General features: G+C 72.3%; 17 protein-coding genes. 10 read left to right on the top strand and 7 right to left on the bottom strand.

The features are described from left to right. Nucleotides 1–182 (top strand): hypothetical protein (locus tag AB0C36_RS27020; protein WP_358358640.1); only part of this gene is annotated, 182 nt, incomplete at its 5' end. Between the two features lie 156 nt (nt 183–338). Continuing rightward, the gene (locus AB0C36_RS27015; protein WP_358358636.1) at nt 339–869 is read left to right on the top strand and encodes a ferritin-like domain-containing protein; all 531 of its coding nucleotides are present in this window, start codon (nt 339–341) and stop codon (nt 867–869) included. A 239-nt stretch (nt 870–1,108) separates the two neighbouring features. Here the strand turns inward: AB0C36_RS27015 and AB0C36_RS27010 are convergent, their stop codons facing one another. From AB0C36_RS27010 to AB0C36_RS26995, 4 genes are all read right to left on the bottom strand, one after another. Beyond that, complete coding sequence (locus AB0C36_RS27010) at nt 1,109–1,732, bottom strand: SAV_915 family protein (protein WP_358358633.1); 624 nt, start codon at nt 1,730–1,732, stop codon at nt 1,109–1,111. Between the two features lie 125 nt (nt 1,733–1,857). Beyond that, nucleotides 1,858–2,043 (bottom strand): hypothetical protein, encoded by a 186-nt coding sequence (locus AB0C36_RS27005; protein WP_358358631.1) that lies wholly within the window; start codon nt 2,041–2,043, stop codon nt 1,858–1,860. Between the two features lie 107 nt (nt 2,044–2,150). Continuing rightward, nucleotides 2,151–2,993 carry a DUF4097 family beta strand repeat-containing protein gene (locus tag AB0C36_RS27000; protein ID WP_358358628.1) on the bottom strand — a complete coding sequence of 281 codons (843 nt, stop codon included), beginning with the start codon at nt 2,991–2,993 and terminating at the stop codon, nt 2,151–2,153. 169 nt (nt 2,994–3,162) lie between these two features. Further along, nucleotides 3,163–3,687 carry a hypothetical protein gene (locus AB0C36_RS26995; RefSeq protein ID WP_358358625.1) on the bottom strand — a complete coding sequence of 175 codons (525 nt, stop codon included), beginning with the start codon at nt 3,685–3,687 and terminating at the stop codon, nt 3,163–3,165. Nucleotides 3,688–4,031: 344 nt separating this feature from the next. Between AB0C36_RS26995 and AB0C36_RS26990 the strand changes: the two genes are divergently transcribed. Further along, on the top strand, nt 4,032–4,571 hold the full coding sequence (locus AB0C36_RS26990) for a hypothetical protein (RefSeq protein WP_358358621.1): 540 nt from the start codon (nt 4,032–4,034) through the stop codon (nt 4,569–4,571). 160 nt (nt 4,572–4,731) lie between these two features. Here the strand turns inward: AB0C36_RS26990 and AB0C36_RS26985 are convergent, their stop codons facing one another. Next, entirely contained in the window at nt 4,732–6,054 is a 1,323-nt protein-coding gene (locus tag AB0C36_RS26985; RefSeq protein ID WP_358358618.1) for a hypothetical protein, read from the bottom strand. A gap of 182 nt (nt 6,055–6,236) precedes the next feature. On the opposite strand from AB0C36_RS26985, the gene AB0C36_RS26980 reads away from it, so the two are divergent. The 6 genes from AB0C36_RS26980 (at nt 6,237) to AB0C36_RS26955 (ending at nt 12,895) form a co-directional block, all read left to right on the top strand. After that, a complete protein-coding gene (locus AB0C36_RS26980) occupies nt 6,237–7,448 on the top strand; it encodes a DNA glycosylase AlkZ-like family protein (RefSeq protein WP_358358616.1) in 1,212 nt (403 codons plus the stop codon). 174 nt (nt 7,449–7,622) lie between these two features. Next, nucleotides 7,623–10,040, top strand: a complete 2,418-nt coding sequence (locus tag AB0C36_RS26975) for a PEP/pyruvate-binding domain-containing protein (protein WP_358358614.1) — start codon at nt 7,623–7,625, stop codon at nt 10,038–10,040. Then, on the top strand, nt 10,037–10,987 hold the full coding sequence (locus AB0C36_RS26970) for a hypothetical protein (protein WP_358358611.1): 951 nt from the start codon (nt 10,037–10,039) through the stop codon (nt 10,985–10,987). The genes AB0C36_RS26975 and AB0C36_RS26970 overlap by 4 nt, the downstream gene beginning before the upstream one ends. Nucleotides 10,988–11,180: 193 nt before the next feature. Next, on the top strand, nt 11,181–11,930 hold the full coding sequence (locus AB0C36_RS26965) for a protein-tyrosine phosphatase family protein (protein ID WP_358358610.1): 750 nt from the start codon (nt 11,181–11,183) through the stop codon (nt 11,928–11,930). Nucleotides 11,931–12,055: 125 nt separating this feature from the next. Further along, nucleotides 12,056–12,550: an acyl-CoA thioesterase gene (locus tag AB0C36_RS26960; protein WP_358358607.1), complete on the top strand. Its 495-nt coding sequence runs from the start codon at nt 12,056–12,058 to the stop codon at nt 12,548–12,550. A gap of 57 nt (nt 12,551–12,607) precedes the next feature. Continuing rightward, a complete protein-coding gene (locus AB0C36_RS26955) occupies nt 12,608–12,895 on the top strand; it encodes a DUF1905 domain-containing protein (RefSeq protein WP_358358604.1) in 288 nt (95 codons plus the stop codon). 18 nt (nt 12,896–12,913) lie between these two features. On the opposite strand, the gene AB0C36_RS26950 is transcribed toward AB0C36_RS26955, so the two are convergent. Together AB0C36_RS26950 and AB0C36_RS26945 are read right to left on the bottom strand one after the other, a co-directional pair. Beyond that, nucleotides 12,914–13,246 (bottom strand): antibiotic biosynthesis monooxygenase family protein, encoded by a 333-nt coding sequence (locus AB0C36_RS26950; protein WP_358358600.1) that lies wholly within the window; start codon nt 13,244–13,246, stop codon nt 12,914–12,916. Between the two features lie 144 nt (nt 13,247–13,390). After that, nucleotides 13,391–15,679, bottom strand: coding sequence for a HelD family protein (locus tag AB0C36_RS26945; RefSeq protein WP_358358598.1), 2,289 nt, complete (start codon nt 15,677–15,679; stop codon nt 13,391–13,393). Nucleotides 15,680–16,271: 592 nt separating this feature from the next. Here AB0C36_RS26945 and AB0C36_RS26940 point away from each other — a divergent pair. Continuing rightward, nucleotides 16,272–17,090: a YqjF family protein gene (locus AB0C36_RS26940; protein WP_358358595.1), complete on the top strand. Its 819-nt coding sequence runs from the start codon at nt 16,272–16,274 to the stop codon at nt 17,088–17,090. Nucleotides 17,091–17,093: the final 3 nt, after the last annotated feature.

The following is a 17,093-nucleotide window of genomic DNA, read 5'->3' as shown; positions in this document are numbered from 1 at the left end:
GTCGAGGAGCTCTCCGCGCAGGTCCGGGCGTCATGGACCGGGTTCGCCACCGACGGCGACCCCGGCTGGCCCGCCTTCACCCCGGTCGGCGGAAGACGCGGATGTGGGACCTGCCCCCGCGCGTGGCCGGCGACCCGCAGCGGGTCTCCCGCGAGATCTGGCGACCGCTGTCGGGGATGTGACCGTGCGCGAGCCGACACGTGACACGGACGGGGGTGCAGGTGCGGGCGTGATTGCTTCACGGTCCAACGGGTAGTCGCGAGATCGCGTGCGGCGGGTGCGGTGCACCCGGCCGGGCGCCGGACGCTGACCACCGAGCAAAGAGGGCGCTGAAGCAAATGGCTGAGTTCCTGAGCGATGTGCAGACACTGCGGGAGAAGGCCCGGCAGGAGATCGGCAAGGGGCCGGTGACGGCCGCCTACGGTGCGGACCTGGAGCGGGTCATCGACGTGCTCAACACCGCGCTGGCGACCGAGATCGTCTGCGTGCTCCGCTACCGGCAGCACCACTTCGCGGCGAAGGGCGTGCACGGCGAGACGGTCGCCGAGGAGTTCCTGGTGCACTCGAACGAGGAGCAGGAGCACGCCGACAAGCTCGCCGCACGGATCACCCAACTCGGCGGCCTACCCGACTTCAACCCCGCGACGGTGGCCCAGCGGTCCCACTCGCAGTACGAGACGTCCACGGACCTGACCGAGATGATCCGGGAGAACCTGATCGCGGAACGCATCGCGATCCAGTCGTACACCGAGATCATCGGTTGGCTCGGCGACGCCGACCCGACCACGCGCCGCGTCTTCGAGGACATCTTGTCGGTCGAGGAGGAGCACGCCGACGACATGCTGGGCTTCCTGGAGAAGAGTTCCTGACCTGTACGCCTGCGGGTGGCGGAGTTCCCATCCGCCTGTCGTCCGGCTGCCCGCGGCCCCGCCGCCTGTCGCCTGCCCTTGCGGGGTCCGCCGGGCAGCCGGACGACAGGCGGATGGGCCGCGGCAGACGCGTTCCGGGCGTGGTGAGCCTTGTCATCTCGTACCTCGTGTTCCCGTGCCCCGGTGTGCGCCGTGCTCGTGCGGAGCGCCGGGTTTGCCGGGTGGAACCCGGCCGCGGATCAGGCGGCGGGCGGCCGAGGTGTGCCGGGGGCCGGGCTCTTCACCGGGGCCGCGCTCAGGCGCGGGTCGCGGACGATGGCTCCGACGCCGAGGCCGGCGATGGTCTCGCGCAGGCATTCCTCCGCCATCTCCGTCCAACGCTGGTCGGCACCGCAGACGTTGCGCAGCAGGGCCACCGAGGTGAACGCCACGGCCACCCGATGTCCCACGGGATCCTTGAAGAAGCGCACCACATCAGTGCCGTGGCTTGTCGTGTGCACCGGGACCAGGAGGTGACGCGCTCCTGCGGTCCGCACATGCGGCATCAGCGGCACGCGCTGCGGGAGGGCCTCGGCGGCGGGTTGCGGGTTCGACGGGGGTGCCGATCGGCTCACCGTCTTTGCGGCGGACGATGCGTCGGACCGAGCGTCGGACCGAGCAGTGGAGGACGGCGCGGCCGAGGCGTCGTACCCGGCCTTGGGCTCGACACCGTTGTCCGCGGTGATTGCGCAGGCGGCGCGTCGTGCGCACATCGGCTGCCAGGCGGGCGCGGGCCCGGGGCGGCCGGGGGCGAACACGGTCCGGTCCCGCCGACGATCGTCGGGGTCCTCGTTGCGGGGGTCGGGGTTGGCGGTGCGGAACACGGTTGCCTCCGTCGGGTTGGCGGGCCCGCGGACCGGGGTCCGCCGGTGGGCCTGACGACTTCGACGGTAGGCGTCTGACCAGGAGTTTTCCCCCGCACAAGCGGGTCCTGGCGCGGTCTTGACCACTAGCCGGGCGTTCCTGACGCGATCTTGGCGGCCGGGCACGTACCCGGGCCCGAGGTGTGCTTCGGCAGCACCTGCGCGGCGACCGCCGACAGCCGGGCCGAGAACTGGCGCGGGCCGAAGATGCCTCCCCAGATGACACCGATCCGCGCTTGCTCGGCGAAGGCGGACGCGACTTGCGGGGCCATGCTGTCTCCTTGGAGCCGAGCGCGGTTCGCCTGGGGAGACGGGCGGATCGCGGCGAGGGGCGAGTGGACGAGTGGAGCCTCAGGCGCGGTGGCCCCCGTACCGGGGGTCAGGAGCGGTGGATGACGATGTCGCCGAACTGGGTGCGGGCGCGGACCTCCACCTTGTCGCTCGATTTGCCGGGGGCGGTGTCCGAAGCGGTCAGCGAACTGCGGACGTTGCCGAAGCTGGTGTTGGCGTCGATCCACGCGGAGCTGCCCTCGCGTACGCCGATCTCGATCTCGCCGTGCGCGGTCTCCAGGGCCACCCTGCCGCGGACGACCTCCTTGATCCGGACGTCGCCGTTGGCGGTCCTGGCCTGGACGCTCTCGCCGGCGCGCGCGATCTCGATGTGTCCGTTGGCCGCCCGCACGCGCAGCTCGCCCAGGATCTCGCCGACCCGGGTCTCGCCGTTGGAGTTCCGGATCACCGCGTCGCCGGTGATGTCGCGGACGTCCACGCTGCCGGAGGCGGTGTTGATGTCGGTACGCCCCGCCGCGCTGTCCACCGAGATCTCGCCCGAGCCGGTGGTCAGGTGCAGTTCGCCGGTGCGTTCGAGGCGGATGTCGCCCATCGCGACCTTGAGGCGTACCGCCCCGAGCCGCCCGTCGCCGTGGAAGTGCGCGAGCGCGGCATTGCCGTGGACGCTGGAATCCGACGGCACGGTGACGGTGATGTCGACCGAGTTGGTGCGCGAGAACGGCGAGCGCTGCTTCGGCGTCCTGATGGTCAACTTGCCGTCGGCGTAGTCGACCTGCGTGTTCTCGGCGGCGCGCACGTCGTTGTCGCGTGCGCCGTTGCTCGGTCGGACCTCGACGACGGTGTCGGTGCGGTCCTCGGCGTGGATGCGCACCATTCCCGCCTCGAGGTGCAGGTCGACCGAGATGGGCTTGGGAGTGTCGAACGTAGGCATAGCGGTCCCCTCCAAGTGGCTTTCGCCGGTGATGTGATCGCTGATTTGACGGCCGCCGCCGACCGGGCGGACCGGATACCTCGGGTCGGACCCCGGGAAGAACAACACGCCGAATCCACCGCGTGCGCGAGGAACGGCCCTGCGCGGCAGGGCGCCTGGCCGGCCGCGGTCAGTGCACCCAGCCGGTGAAGCGGTCGCCGCCCCGCGCCACGCGCCGCGGGGGCGGCCTGCGTTCGTCGGAGGGCTCGACGGCCGCGGCGGCCACGCGGACGAGCCACGCGTTCACCGACAGGCCTTCGCGCCCGGCGACCTCCTCGACCCGTTGCTTCAGATGCGCGGGAAGGCGCAGGTTGATGCGTGAGGTATTGCCCTCGTCGCCCTCGGACGCCGGCACGGGCTTTGCCGCACTCGGTGTTTCGTGCGGGCCCCCGTGCTCCTCGACCACGAGGTCGAACGGCAGGTTGACGACGAAGTCCGGGTCAAGACCGCGCAGCCGGACGTCCACCGAGCCCGGCGCGAGGTCCCGGGTGATCTCGTCGGCCGCCGCGGACAGCGCGTTCAGCAGCATCAGCCGGGCCGCCGACTCCAGCGGCGCGGTGATGCGGTCCGCGAGGGCGCGGGCCTCGTCGCCGCCGGCCTCGGCGGCGACCGCGAGATCGTTGCGGAGGTGGTCGACGTACGGTGTCAGGTCCATGGCGCCATCATGGCATCACGATGGCGCCACTTGCAAATTTTCTGGCGCTTTTATGGTGTCACGGCTGCGTCGAGAGAGGCCGATCTCGATGAACTAGCAGGCTGGTGAAGGTAGTTAGTCAATGACGTCATCTGGTGTCAGGTGGTGCCAGATCGTGGTGCCACGATGATGCCACGGCGCTCCTGCCCTGGGTGCCGACCCATGTGCTCCGCCGCGGTGCCCGCGTCGTGGGCCAGGCCATCTGGCCGTTGCCGTTTGCCCGGCGGCCGGGGCGAGTTGGCAATGGGGTGATCGGTGTTGGGGGCGGGCCGCGTGAGTGGCGCGGGTGAGGGCAGGATGGGGGCGTGGGCCAGCAGTCGAGGAAGCCGTATTGGGTCGGGGAGCCGCCGGCCGGAACTCTCCTGGGGCCGTTCCAAAAGCGCTCGCGGGCGGGCGTGTATGCGCAGTTCGTCCTCCAGCCGCTCTACTCGGCGGCGATCGGGGTGCTGTGGCTGGTAGCCCTGGTTGCCGCCGCTGCCGGCCCGGGAGGGACACGTTCGGCCGACGTCGAGACCGGTTCGATGTGGCTGAGCCGCCGCAAAATGCGCCTGGAACTGGACGGGACCCGCGAAGAGTGGGAGATCTGGACCACGCAGACCCTGGCGAACGCATTCGCGCGCAGCACAACGTTGCGGGCGAAGAAGGACCCGGGCAAGACGGGACCGCCCCCGGTGGTGACGCTCGACCCGATGGACCGCCGCCTGCTCACCGCCGAGGAAGTGGCTCGCATCGCGGAGCCGATGGGCTGGATCCTGATGTGGACCCGGCACGACGGGCCGGACGACAAGCTGCGCCTGGTCCCACGCGCCCAGGCATCCGCGTTTCGCTCCCGACCCAGCGAGTAACGCGCGCGCAAGCGTAAAAGGCGACAGGCGCAGTACGCATCAACAGCAATAAGTAACAGGCCTCCGCCGCCTCTTCGTCAACACCCACCGGCAAGACATCACACCGGCTCGACGAGGGCACCGACTCGGCGAAAGCAGCGGAGCAGTGGGCATCACGCGGTCAGAACCCGCCGCCCCCACCATCGCCGCCCCAGCCTCCTCCTCCGCCGTCACCCCAACCGCCGAATCCGCCACCGAAGTCCCCGCCGCCTCCGCCGTCGCCGAACCCCGCGCCGTACGAGTCGGGTGCCGCGGCCGCGGTGCCGAGCGTCGTGCCGATCAGCAGGCCGGGGAGCAGCATGCCGCCGTACCAGCCCATCGCCCAGGGGGCGTACGCCGGCCCCGCCTCCCAGTAGGGGCGCCGGCCCTCCGGCGTCTCCACCTGGCGGCCCAACGGCGGCAGACCGTCGTCGAGCCGTGCGGCATCCGCACTGCACACCGGGACGGTACGGGTGGCTCCGCCGGCCGGCGCCCACTCCACGTCGCGCACCGACACGCCGTGCCGCGGGTCGAAGAAGCACGGCGGACGCCGCTCCGGCAGCGGCTCCCCGATACGCCGCGCGTCGAGCGTGGCGAGTGCGAACCGGCCGTCGTCCAAGGCCTCGCTGACGTCGCGTACGTCGTCCGGTTTGCGGGCGCGGGCCATCGCGTACTTGGCCCGGTCGTATGCGTCGAGTGCCGTCGCCCAGTCCTCCCGCATGGCGTCGTCCGATGCGGGCGCGCCCGGGTCGAAGCCGGTGCGGTCGAGGGCTTCGCCGTACGCCGTGATGTCCTCGTCGACCGTGAGGCGCACCTGTTCGAGTGCCGCCCGCTCGCGGTCCGCCCGGCGGCGTCGGCCGCGGCGGCGGTACAGCAGGACGCCGAACGCCCCGACGGCCAGCAGGACTCCGAGCACCACGAAGCCCGTGGCCCCGCCGCTCGACCCGCCGTCGGACGACGATGCCGTCCCGGGACCGGAGTCGGCTACCGCGCCGTCCACGAACTCGGTGAAGAGGCCGGGGCCGTCGCCCTGGTGTGCCGCGATGCTGTCGCTCTTGAGGGTGGCGAGCCGCGACGGCGACATGACGGACGCGTCCGCGGCGGCGTCGAAGGTGCGGCCGACGGCGACCGCGTACACGCCAGGTCGGCCGACCTCCTCGCGCAGCGCCGACAGCACGGCCGACCGCGAACCCGAGGCCGCCAGCGGCGAATCCGCGGGGACGGCCACCACGAAGACCGGCTTTCCCGAGTCGCGGATCGTCGCGCGCAGCGCGTCCGCCGTCGCCGCCGGCAGGACGTCGGACGCCGCCGGCTCCGTGTAGACGGGGTCTCCGCGCAAGTGCGCCGCGATCTCGCTGACCCCGGCGGCCCGGGCGGTACCGGCGGTCAACGGCAGCATCAACAGAGCCAGCAGGAGCATCAGCAGCACGCGCAAGCCGAAACGAGGAACGACCGACTTCCTCACATGTCCCAGGCTACGCCTCGGTACGGCCGCACAGCAGTACGCGGACGCTGCCGATTTGGGCGGGTTTCGGATGACACGACGCCTCGCGGATCCCGCCTGACCAGGACCGATCCGCCGCACTGCCGCGCGTCCAGCGGCCGGCAGGCTGGCCACGGAGCCGGCATATGGGGTCGGATGTGATCATGACGAACGAGCAAGCAGTGCCGCGTCTCACCGGCGGGCAGGTCTGTGCCGCGCGCTTCGCCGCCCAAGGGCTTGGCACGCCGTTCGCCGGCGACACGCCCGCCACGCTGGTGCCGGTGGCCGTCACGGCCATGGCCGGTGCGCACGCCCAGGTGATGTCCGCCGCTGAACTCGGCATCGGACTTCGCGTCGAAGGGGCCACCCGGCAGGACGTACGCGAGGCGCTGTGGCAGCACCACAGCATCGTCAAGACGTATGGCCCGCGTGGCACGGTGCACTTCCTCCCCGCCGCCGAAATGCCGTACTGGGTCGGGGCCTTGTCGTCGGTGCCGCCGATGGCGTCGAACGCCTTCCCGGAAGGCGTGCGCATGACAGACGACCAGACCGAGGCTGTCATCGAGGCAATTGCGGACAGCCTCAAGGCGGCCGACCTGACCATCGACGAGTTGAGCGACGCGGTTGTCGAGCGGGCGGGGGAGTGGGCGGGCGACTTGGTCATGCCCGCGTTCCAGACCATGTGGCCGCGTTGGCGGCAGGCCCAGCACCTGGCGGGCCTGCGCGGTGTCCTGGCCTTCGGGCCCAACAGGGGGCGGAAGGTGACGTACACGAATCCGCACCGCCTGAATCCGTTCGAGCCCGCAGAGCCACGTGAGGCGCTCGGGCACGTCCTGCGGGCCTATCTCAACGCCTACGGCCCTTCCACCCCGCAGCGGTTCGCCCACTGGCTGGCCGCCCCGAAGCCGTGGGCCGTCGAGGTGTTCGCCGAGGCGGGCGACGGTCTCCGGCCGGTCCAGGTCGAGTTGGACGGCGAGGGGAGCGGCGAAGCGTGGCTTCCCGCCGATCACGTCCTGTTCGAGGCCGCCGCGGACGCGGCGCCGCCCACCGAGCACCTCGGCGTACGGCTGCTCCCGTACTTCGACACCTACAGTTACCGCGTCGGCAACCAGCCGCCGGAACTGCTGTATCCCGGCAAGGCCGCCGACCGTGTGCTGCGCGGCAACTTCCAGAACCTCGTCGTGGACGGTGTCGTCGCGGGGTTGTGGCATGTGCGCCGCTCCGGCCGCAAGCTGCACGTCACCGTGGAGCCGCTGGTCACCCTCACGCGACGGCAGCGCGCCGATCTGGACGAGCAGGTCGATCGGGTCGGTGTCGTGCTCGAAGGCCGCCCGGATCTCACCATCGGTCCGGTCACGGTGGGTGGCCACGCGTAGACCGGTGATGACCGGGATATTTGCGCTATTTGTCACTTCTTGTCACTAGGTGGGGGTAAGAGTGATGCTTGATGTCTGGCCGCGGCTTTTGAACGCCAGGCTCCCGACGCGCCACGCCTGACGGGAGCTCCCGGGCGTCGGGCCGCGACCCGGCGGTGGAAGGGAGCCGTGAACATGCGGCCCGACTCGGCAGAGGCTGCGCAGACGTCCCCGGTGGTCCCTCTGGACACCGAGCGGGCCAGGCACCCCGAGCTCACCGGCGCCAAGGCCGCCAACCTGGCGCGTGCCGCGGCGGCCGGACTGCCCGTACTCCCCGGATTCGCTCTCGTGCCGGGGCTGTCCGCGAACGGCCACGCGGGCCGCGCCGCCGACAAGGCCCGCACGGCGGGCATGGCCGTCACTACCGACGCCGTCACTACCGACACCGTCGCGACCAACCCCGGCGGCAACGGCCGCCTCCTGGACGTGACGACGGCGACGACGGTGCGGGCCGCGTGGCACGGACTCGCCGGAAGCGACGAACGCCCTTTGGCGGTGCGGTCGTCGTCGCGGTACGAGGACACCGAAGGATCGTCGATGGCCGGCCGCTTCCGCACGGTGCTCGACGTACGCGGATGGGACGCGTTCACGGACGCCGTACGCGAGGTCCTCGACTCCGCCGCCCTCGTCGAGACACCCCGCCCGCCGCACGAAGGCATGGCGGTGCTCGTGCAACCCATGCTCCGGCCCGAACTGGGCGGCGTGATGTTCGGCGCGGACCCGGTCAGCGGGCGCACCGACCGGATCGTGGTCGCCGTCGCCGCGGGCGGGCCCGCGGCCCTGGTCGACGGCACCACGCAAGGCGTCCGTTACCGCATGACCCGGGCCGGCCGACTGCTCGACCGGGAGCCCGTCGAGCCGCACGGAGAGCGATTGCTGGGTCCGAGCCGGTTGCGGCGCCTGGCCGTGCTCGCCCGGCGCGCCGCCGATCTGTTCGGCGGTCCGCAGGACATCGAGTTCGCGTTCGACGCCGACGACCGCCTGTGGCTGCTCCAGTCGCGTCCCATCACCGCGATGGCCGCACAGGTACCGCGCGGCGCGCGGCTTCTGGGCCCGGGCCCGGTCGCCGAGACGTTCCCGGGCGTGCTGCAGCCGCTCGAACAGGACCTGTGGCTGGAGCCGATGGCGCACGGGCTCACCGTGGCGCTGGACATCCTGGGGGCGGCGTCGCGGCGTACGCTGCGATCCGTTCCGCCGGTCGTGGCCGTCGACGGCCGGGCCGCGGCGGACCTGGCGCTGCTCGGCGTCGTACCGCCCAGGCACCGCGTCCTCAACGTGCTCAATCCGGTGCCGCCGGCCCGCAAGGTGCGTGCGGCGTGGCGCCTCGGGCGGCTGCGGACGACGCTCCCGCTGCTCGCCCTCGACCTGATGGCCGACGTGGACCGGCAGCTCACCGAACTCCCGTCGCCTTCCCGGCTGTCCAGCGGTCAGGTGATCGACGCGGCGTCGTGGGGCCGCCGCGTGCTGTCCGCGCTGCACGCCCAGGAGTCGCTGGCCGGGGCCCTGTTGGGGCCGGGCGACGAGACGACCGTGGCCGCGGAGGCGCTGGCGGTGCTCACCGAGGGGCGCGCGGCCGGGCTGGACGACGCGGCACTGCTCACCGCCCATCCGGTGCTGCTGGCGCTGTTCCCGCCGTCGCTGACCGCGCCCGCGCGCCTGCCTCCCGCGACCGCCTGGACCGGCGTGCCGCGCGGTGTGTCGTCTCTGCCGGTACGCGAGGGTCTGCGCCTGCGCATTCGCTGGGTGCAGGAGATGCAGGCCGGCATGATCCGGGCGTTCGGCGCGCGTCTCGTCGCGGCCGGGCTGCTGGACGACGTCGACCGGACGGGCCTGCTGCGCTGGGCGGAGCTGATGGCTGTCGGAGACGGCGGCACCGTGCCGTCCGATCTGGCGGACCGGCTGCCGCGGCCGGACCGCGAGGCCCTGCCGGCGGCCTTCCGCCTGGCCGACGGTGAACCGGTGCCGGAGCCCGCCCGGCGCACGAGGCGCGGGAGCGCCGAGGCAGACGCCGGGGGGCAGGGCGCGGGCGGCGGCAGCGGTGCCGGCACGGTGTGGGACGGACTGGGGCCGCGGCCGGAGCGTGCGGTGCTGGTCGTACGCGTGCTCGACCCCGCGCTCGCCGCCCTCCTCCCGGGCCTGGCCGGGCTCGTCGCGGAGACCGGCAGCCCGTTGTCCCATCTCGCCGTACTGGCCCGCGAGTACCACGTCCCCACCGCGACGGCCGTGCCCGATGCGGTCGCGCGGTTTCCGTCAGGTACCCAGGTCGCCGTCGACGGCGGCACAGGCGAGGTCAGGGCCGTCACGACGACCTGGACCGCCGACAATGCGGGTGATCCGGACGACGCGGGCGACGCGGGCCACACGGACGGCAGGGCCGAGAGGGTCGCCGGGGTCGCCGCCGCCGCTGATGTCACCGCCGCCGACGCCGCCGACGACTCCGAGGGCACCGGCGCCGGCGGCCCCCGCGACTCCGCCCGTGCGGCGGATCCCGAGCGGCTCCGCGTTCCCGCCCGACCACCCCGTCCCCTGCCCGGGAAGGGAGCTTCGCCGTGAAGTACGTCAGCTACCTCATCGGCGGCCTCTCCGCCGCGGCGACCCTGTTCTACCTGGTCGTCTACCTCTACCGCTGGCAGTGGAACCGGGCGCTGATCTGCGGGGTGCTGTTCGTCGCGATCGAGGTGTTCCTGCTGGGTGTCGTGGTGCTCAGCCGGATGTCGCGGCTCGAGCACCGGATCGCCGACACCGACAGCCGGGGCGAGGAGGTGCGCCGCCGCCTGGCGCAGGCCCGTCTGGAACAGTCCGGCGAGCAGCCCGGCGACGCCGCCGGCGAACGCTTCCGCTGGCTGGACGCGGCCCGGCTCGCCGATCCGGCCGCCGGGCAGCGGGTCTTCATCCCGGTGCTGCTGGCGGCCGGGGTCGTGCTGTCCGGCATCAGCTGGGTCGTGCAGCGCATCGCCCGCATGACGGTCGTGCCCGGCGCCGACCGGCACCTTGCCGGACGCCTCGCGGCGCTGGCCGCGCCGAGCGAGGGGGCGTTGCGGGCGGGTCCGCGGCTGGAGGACACCCCGGCGATCCCGCCGCCCCGCCCTGGGCGTACGACCGCCTTCGCCGCGGTGGCCCTGGCCGGTGTCGTCGGCCTCACGGCGGGAATCGACGCACTCGGCGACGCTACGCAGTCCCGTCCCGGATCACCGCCCGACTCGGCGGCGACGACGCTGGTCTTCCGGGTGGACACCAGGTCGCCGGGCGACGCCCAGCACAATGCGCGCGCCGCGGGCGATCTGTGGGAGGGCTGCCGCCACGGCATCACGGTGGGATCGCTCGACAACGCGGACCTGAGCCAGCTCGGTTCGGATGTTTTCGCCCTGGTGGTCCGCCCCGCGCTCACCGAGAACGACCTCGCCCGGTTGCGCGGTTGCCTCGTGGACGCCAACGCCCCCGGTATCCAGGCGAGTTTCCTCGGTGAAGGGCAGGCCACGCCGTCGCCGTGGCTGCCCTGACAGGAGCACGGTTTGGCCGGAGACGTGAGCAATGTCACGGCCGTTTTCTCTAGTTTCGTAGCCATTTAGGCCGTTTTGGGGCCGTTTTCCAGTTGATCAGCATTGTGCACCCCGGCGATGCGGGTTAGTGTCGGGGCTCGCCCGACCGTCGCGTCTCGCGCTGCGGTATGCCTGCCCCTCCCGGTGATTTCCTTTGCAGTCCTCCGCAGCACCCACCACCCCCGTCATACCGTCCCAGGCCACCGTCCTCCGGCCCGCCCCCAAGCCGCCCGCCCCCCGCGCGCGTGCCCGCCGGATCGCCAAGCGCACCGCCAAGGTGCTGGTCTTCTCCGCCCTCGGCTACGCGGCCGTGTGGCTGTTCGCCTTCCTCGGCATGCTCGGCGTCCACGCCTGGGCGTCCTCGCAAACCGCGGGCGGATCCGGCCAGACCGTCGCCGGAATGCAGCACTTCAAGCAGGTCGACGACCGCGTCTACCGCGGTTCGGCGCCCGGCGACGCCGGATACCAGGAACTCGCCGCGATGGGCGTGCGCACCGTGGTCGACCTGCGCGCCGAGCACATGAGCGCCGAGGACATCGCGCGTCCGACGCAGGCCGGGCTCGACCTGGTCCGGCTGCCGATCCGCGACGGCCAGACCCCGACGCCCGCGCAGGTCGACGAGTTCCTGCGGACCGTGCAGGCCTCGGCGGGACCGGTGTACGTGCACTGCGGCGCCGGCGTGGGCCGGACCGGCTCGATGAGCGCCGCGTACATGATGCGCACCGGCGAGGCCGGATCCGTCGAGGCCGCCAAGCAGACGCTCGCCGTCGGGCCCCCGTCGGTCGAGCAGGTCTACTACGTGCTGAGCGGCGACCACGACTCCAGCGAGCAGCCGCCGATCATCGTCCAGATCATCAGCCGCATCCTGGACGCGCCGCGACGCATGAAGGCCACGATGCTCTAGGAAGCGTCCTCGACGCAGAACACGCCTCGAAGCCCCGCCGGGTAGCCGGCGGGGCTTCGTGCGTCCGGGCAGGGCCTTGGTCCCCGCCTGACGGGTGCGCGGCACGCGTACGGCATGCTTGCCCGGTGGCACAGGTACGCGAAGTCCCCGACCCGGCGCGTCTGCGCCTGGACAGCTATCCGTTCGTCCGCGAGGTCCCGGCCCGGTTCGGCGACATGGACATCCAGCGGCACGTCAACAACGTCGCCATCGCCTCGTTCTACGAGGACGGCCGGGCCAACCTCAACATGCGCATGTTCGGCGAGGGGCTCTTCTCGCAGGTGCGCGAATTCCGGTTCGTGGTCCTGGAGACGCGTACGCGCTACCTGCGCGAGGCCCCGTTCCCCGCCACGTATCGCGTCGGCGTGGGCATCACGCGTTTCGGCCGGTCGTCCTTCGAGTACGGCCTCGGACTCTTCCACGACGCCGAATGCGTCGGCCTGTGCGAATCCGTGCTGGTCCACATGACCTCATCCGGTCCGACCGCCGTACCGCCGGAGCGCCGGGCGCTGATGGAGAAGTACGCGTTCCCCGCGGCCGTCCGGCCGGAATCCGAGTCAGGGCAGCCCGCCGACCGATGAGTTTCGGCGGTCCGCGAAGTCATATGGGGACCGGACACGGAAACTTTGGAGGCCGCCATGACCCCGGACCACAGGATCGACAAGAAGTTCAGCGCCGACCTGGTGAAGAGCCCGAGCCCGGGAGGCTGGACGTACGTCGTCTGGCCCGAATCGGTCGAGTTCTTCGGCACACGCGGCCTGGTCAAGGTGCGCGGCACGATCGACGGGAAGCCCTTCCGCGGCTCGTTCATGGCACGCGGCGACGGCACGCACATGCTGCCCGTCAAGGCGGACGTCCGGAAGGTGATCGGCAAAGAGGTCGGCGACAGGGTGACCGTACGCCTTGAGGAGCGGATCACGGAGTAGCGCCGCCGTGCGCGCGGCTCAGGCGTCCGGGAAGCGCCACGCGGCCGTGCAGACCGAGATCTGCATGCTGTAGTCGCTGTAGAACCGTTCCCTGCCCGCCTGTTGCGCGGCGCGGTGGCGGGGATGCTCGCGCCAGGCGCGCTGTTGCTCCGCGGTCTCGAAGACGATGACGGACACGCGCTCGCCGTCCTCGGCGACGTAGACCTTGTAGTCGACGAATCCCGGCATCGCCCGGGCCGTCTCCAGCATTTCGGCGGCGACGGCCTGGAAGTCGGGCGCGGCGTCCGGACGGAGGCGCGAGCGGAACACGGTGACGATCTGGCCCGGAGCGTACGCGAACTCGTCGGTCATGCCGCGACGCTACCGGGCGTCTCCGCGGCCGATGCCACCGGCGTGTGCCGGACGTGCGGCCCATGCGAAGTCCAAGTGCGGCCCATGCGCGGCCGACCTGCGCCGGGACCCGTGGGCGGGGCAAGCCCGCCCACGGGCGTCCGGTCAGCTTGCCGGGGCGAGTCCGGTGAGTCCGGCCGGGAGTTCGCCGGCGTGCACGACCCCGAGCCGCTGCGTCGCACGGGTCAGCGCCACGTACAGGTCGGCCAGGGCGAACGCCGCCGGCTCCACGACGATCACCGAGTCGAACTCCAGACCCTTGGCCTGCCGCGGGTCCAGCAGCACCAGCGGGCGCGTCAGGTCCGGCTCGACGCCGCGCTCGGCGTGCGGGACCGCCGCGGCCACCGCGTCGAGGAACTCCGGCGGGGAGATCACCGCGACGCGCCCCGCGGCGCCTCCGCCGTCGGCGCCCACGCCCTCCCGGGCGACCGCCTGCGCCACCGCCGCGGGCACGTCGGCGGCGTGCCGCGACCACGGCTTCACGCCCGTCGAACGCACCGACTCCGGCGGCTCGAACGCCCGGTCGCCCGCCCGCATGACGTCGGCCGCGACCTCCATGATCTCGGTCGGCGTACGGTAGTTCACGCCCAGCCGCACCCGCTCCCAACGCCCTTCGACGTACGGCATCAGGATGCGGTCCCACGACCCGCAGCCGCCCGGCTCCGAGGTCTGCGCGGGGTCGCCGACCAGCGTCATCGACCGGGTCGGACTGCGCCGCATGAGCAACCGCCAGGCCATCGCCGACAGTTCCTGCGCCTCGTCGACCACGATGTGGCCGTACGCCCAGGTGCGGTCCGCCGCCGCCCGCTCGGCGGAGGTGCGGAAGTCCAATTCCTCCTGGCGGGCCGCCAGCCGTTCGGCGTCCACGAGGTCGTGCGCGCTCAGCACTTCGGAGTCCTCGTCCTCGCGGTCCTCGAACTCCTGGGTGCGCGAGCCGTACGACAGGTCGAGCACGCCCTGCGCGTACGCGATCTGCCGCCGGCGCTCGGCCTCCGCCGCCGCCCGGGCCAGGGAGTCGTCCTCGCCCAGGAGTTCGGCCGCCTCGTCGAGCAACGGCACGTCGGCGACCGTCCATTCGACGGTCGTCTCGGCGGTCGCCGACGTCCCGAAGACGGGGTCGTACGCGGCCGGGCGCCGGATCGCCGCCGCGTCCTCGTCGGGCAGGTACACCGGGTCCGCGAGGTAGTCCGCGACGAGCCCCTGCGGGGTCAGGCGCGGCCACAGCTCGTCGACGGCCAGCTGCACGGCCGGGCTCTCGGCGACCGACATGGCCAACTGCGCGACCTCCTCCGAACCCAGGAAGTTCGGTCCGCCGTATGGGTCCGCGCCCAGCCGGTCCACCAATTGCTCGGTGAGCCCGTCGATCACGCGCGACGCGAAGGCCGGGCGCGCGAGGTTGTGCGGCAGCAGGGTGGCCCGCGCCTTGCGGCGGGCGGCCTCCGCGATCGCCGCGTCGAGGAAGAGGTCCCCGTCGTCGTGCCCGATGACCAACGGCGTCTCCGGCACCCGCTGTTGGTCGGCGACGAAGCGGCCGAGCACCTCCGCCATCGCGGCCCGCCCCTTGACCTCGGCCGCCGCCGGCGTGTCGATCGCGGTCGCGGTGACCCCGGGGAACAGCTCGCCGGGCGTGGCGAACAGCACGCCGGTCTCGCCGAGCGACGGCAGGACGTCCTCGATGTAGCCGAGGAACGCCGGGTTCGGGCCGACGACGAGGACGACCCGGCGGGTCAGGTGCTCGCGGTTGGCGTACAGCAGGAACGCGGCGCGGTGCAGCGCGACGACGGTCTTGCCGGTGCCGGGGCCGCCCTCGACGACCAGGACGCCGCGGTGCGGCGCGCGGATGATGCGGTCCTGCTCGGCCTGGATGGTCTGCACGATGTCGTGCATGCGCCCGGTGCGCGCCGCGTCCAGGGAGGCGAGCAGGACGGCGTCGGCGTCCGACCCCTCGAAGCCGGTGCGGGTGTCGTCCGCGAGGTCGAGGATCTCGTCGTGCAGCGCGGTCACCCGCTTGCCGGACGTGGTGATGTGCCGTCTGCGGCGCAGACCCATCGGCGTGTGCCCGGTCGCGAGGTAGAACGGCCGGGCGACCTCGGCCCGCCAGTCGATCACCAGCGGGGAGTGCTCGGCGTCGTCGCGGCGGATGCCGATGCGCCCGATGTGGTGGTCCGCGCCGTCGCGGAACACCAGGCGTCCGAAGCACAGGCCGTTCTCGCCGGCGGTCAGCGCGGCGACCAGGGCCGACTGCTCGAAGACCGCGATGTCGCGCTCCACGCGCGCCTGCCGGGTGCCGTCGTCTTCGCGTCCGAGTTCGCGCGTAACCGCGGCCTCGGCCTCGGCACGCAGGTCCGCGAGGCGCGCGTACAGGACGTCGATGAATTCCTGTTCGTGTCGCAATTCCGCGTTTGACAATTCGACTCCCGGACGGCTACAATGACTACATTAATCATTCCGCATTCGCGAATTCGACCGTGACGTAACCGGCGAATCAACGGTATGCAGAATCACCCAATATACCTCGTGCAAAGCCCCGTGCGTCAAGGCGCGCGGGGCTTTCCCGTGTCCGCCGCCAGGCCGGCGATATTGCCGCACATACGCGGCGCGACGACCGCATGGACGCGTGGGCGATGACCGTCGCCGATTTCCGCACGCGCGCACGCCCTGCCCGGCTCCGGAACCGAATGGAAGCGGTACGCCTTTGCGCACGCGCGAGTCCTGCACGACACCCCGGACCGCCTGATCCAGAGCCTCGTGACGGAGATGGGGACGGCGACCCCGGAGGAATCCCGCCGGACGGCAGCGGAAGCGCTGGACGCCTTTCTCGACAGCCTGTAGCGCGCCGCGAAGAACGCCCGTGGCGGCAACGCGCTCGCCGAACTGGAGTCGGGGGCCAGGACCGACGGGGATGGGGCGGTGCTCGACGGGTGGGGTGGCGACCTGGTGCCGATGCGCGGCCACGGGACTTGATCCGCCCCGGCAAACTGGAGTCATGACGACCGAACCGGGTGGCCTGCGACCGGAACCGGGACCGGGGGCGAAACCGGGACCGGAACCCGAACCGGTGACGCGGTCCGCGCCGCGGCCGGTGCGCCCGGTCGTGCTCAGCCAGAGCTGGCTGGATCTGACCTTCCTGCACTGGCCGGTCGACCCCGCAGCCGTGGCGCCGCTGCTGCCGCGCGGAACCGTGCCCGACACGTTCGAGGGGCGCACGTACGTCGGCCTCGTGCCGTTCCGCATGGACCGCGTGGGCATCGGCTGGGGGCCGGGCATCCCGTACCTGGGCAGCTTCGCGGAGACGAACGTACGCCTCTACTCGGTCGACGAGGCCGGCCGCCGGGGTGTGGTGTTCCGCTCGCTGGAGGCCGCACGCCTGGTGCCCGTCCTGGTCGCGCGAGGGGTGTTCGGGCTCCCGTACATGTGGGCGCGCATGGACGTCTGCCGCCTCGGCACGCGCACGGCGCCCGAGTTCCGCTACACGACGCGGCGCCGCGCACCGCGCCCGCGCGGCGCCGGGGGCAGTGTGCACATCCGCGTCCACGACCGCATCGCGGACCCGGACCCGCTCACCGACTTCCTCACCGCCCGCTGGGGCCTGCACGTCGCCTGGCACGGCCGCACGCTCTACCTGCCCAACACACACCGCCGCTGGCCGCTGCACGAGGCGGAACTCCTGCACTTGGACGACGACTTGATCACCGCGGCCGGGCTGTCCGCGCCCCTGGACCCGCCGGTGAGCGTGCTCTACTCGCCGGGCGTACGCGCCCGCTTCGGCCTTCCGGTCACGTGCGCGGGCCCGGAACCGGCGTAGGGT

This window comes from Streptodolium elevatio, assembly GCF_040649515.1.
Taxonomy (GTDB): domain Bacteria; phylum Actinomycetota; class Actinomycetes; order Streptomycetales; family Streptomycetaceae; genus Yinghuangia; species Yinghuangia elevatio.
Note: the sequence above shows the minus strand (reverse complement) of the source record. Positions and strands in the feature narration are given on the sequence as shown.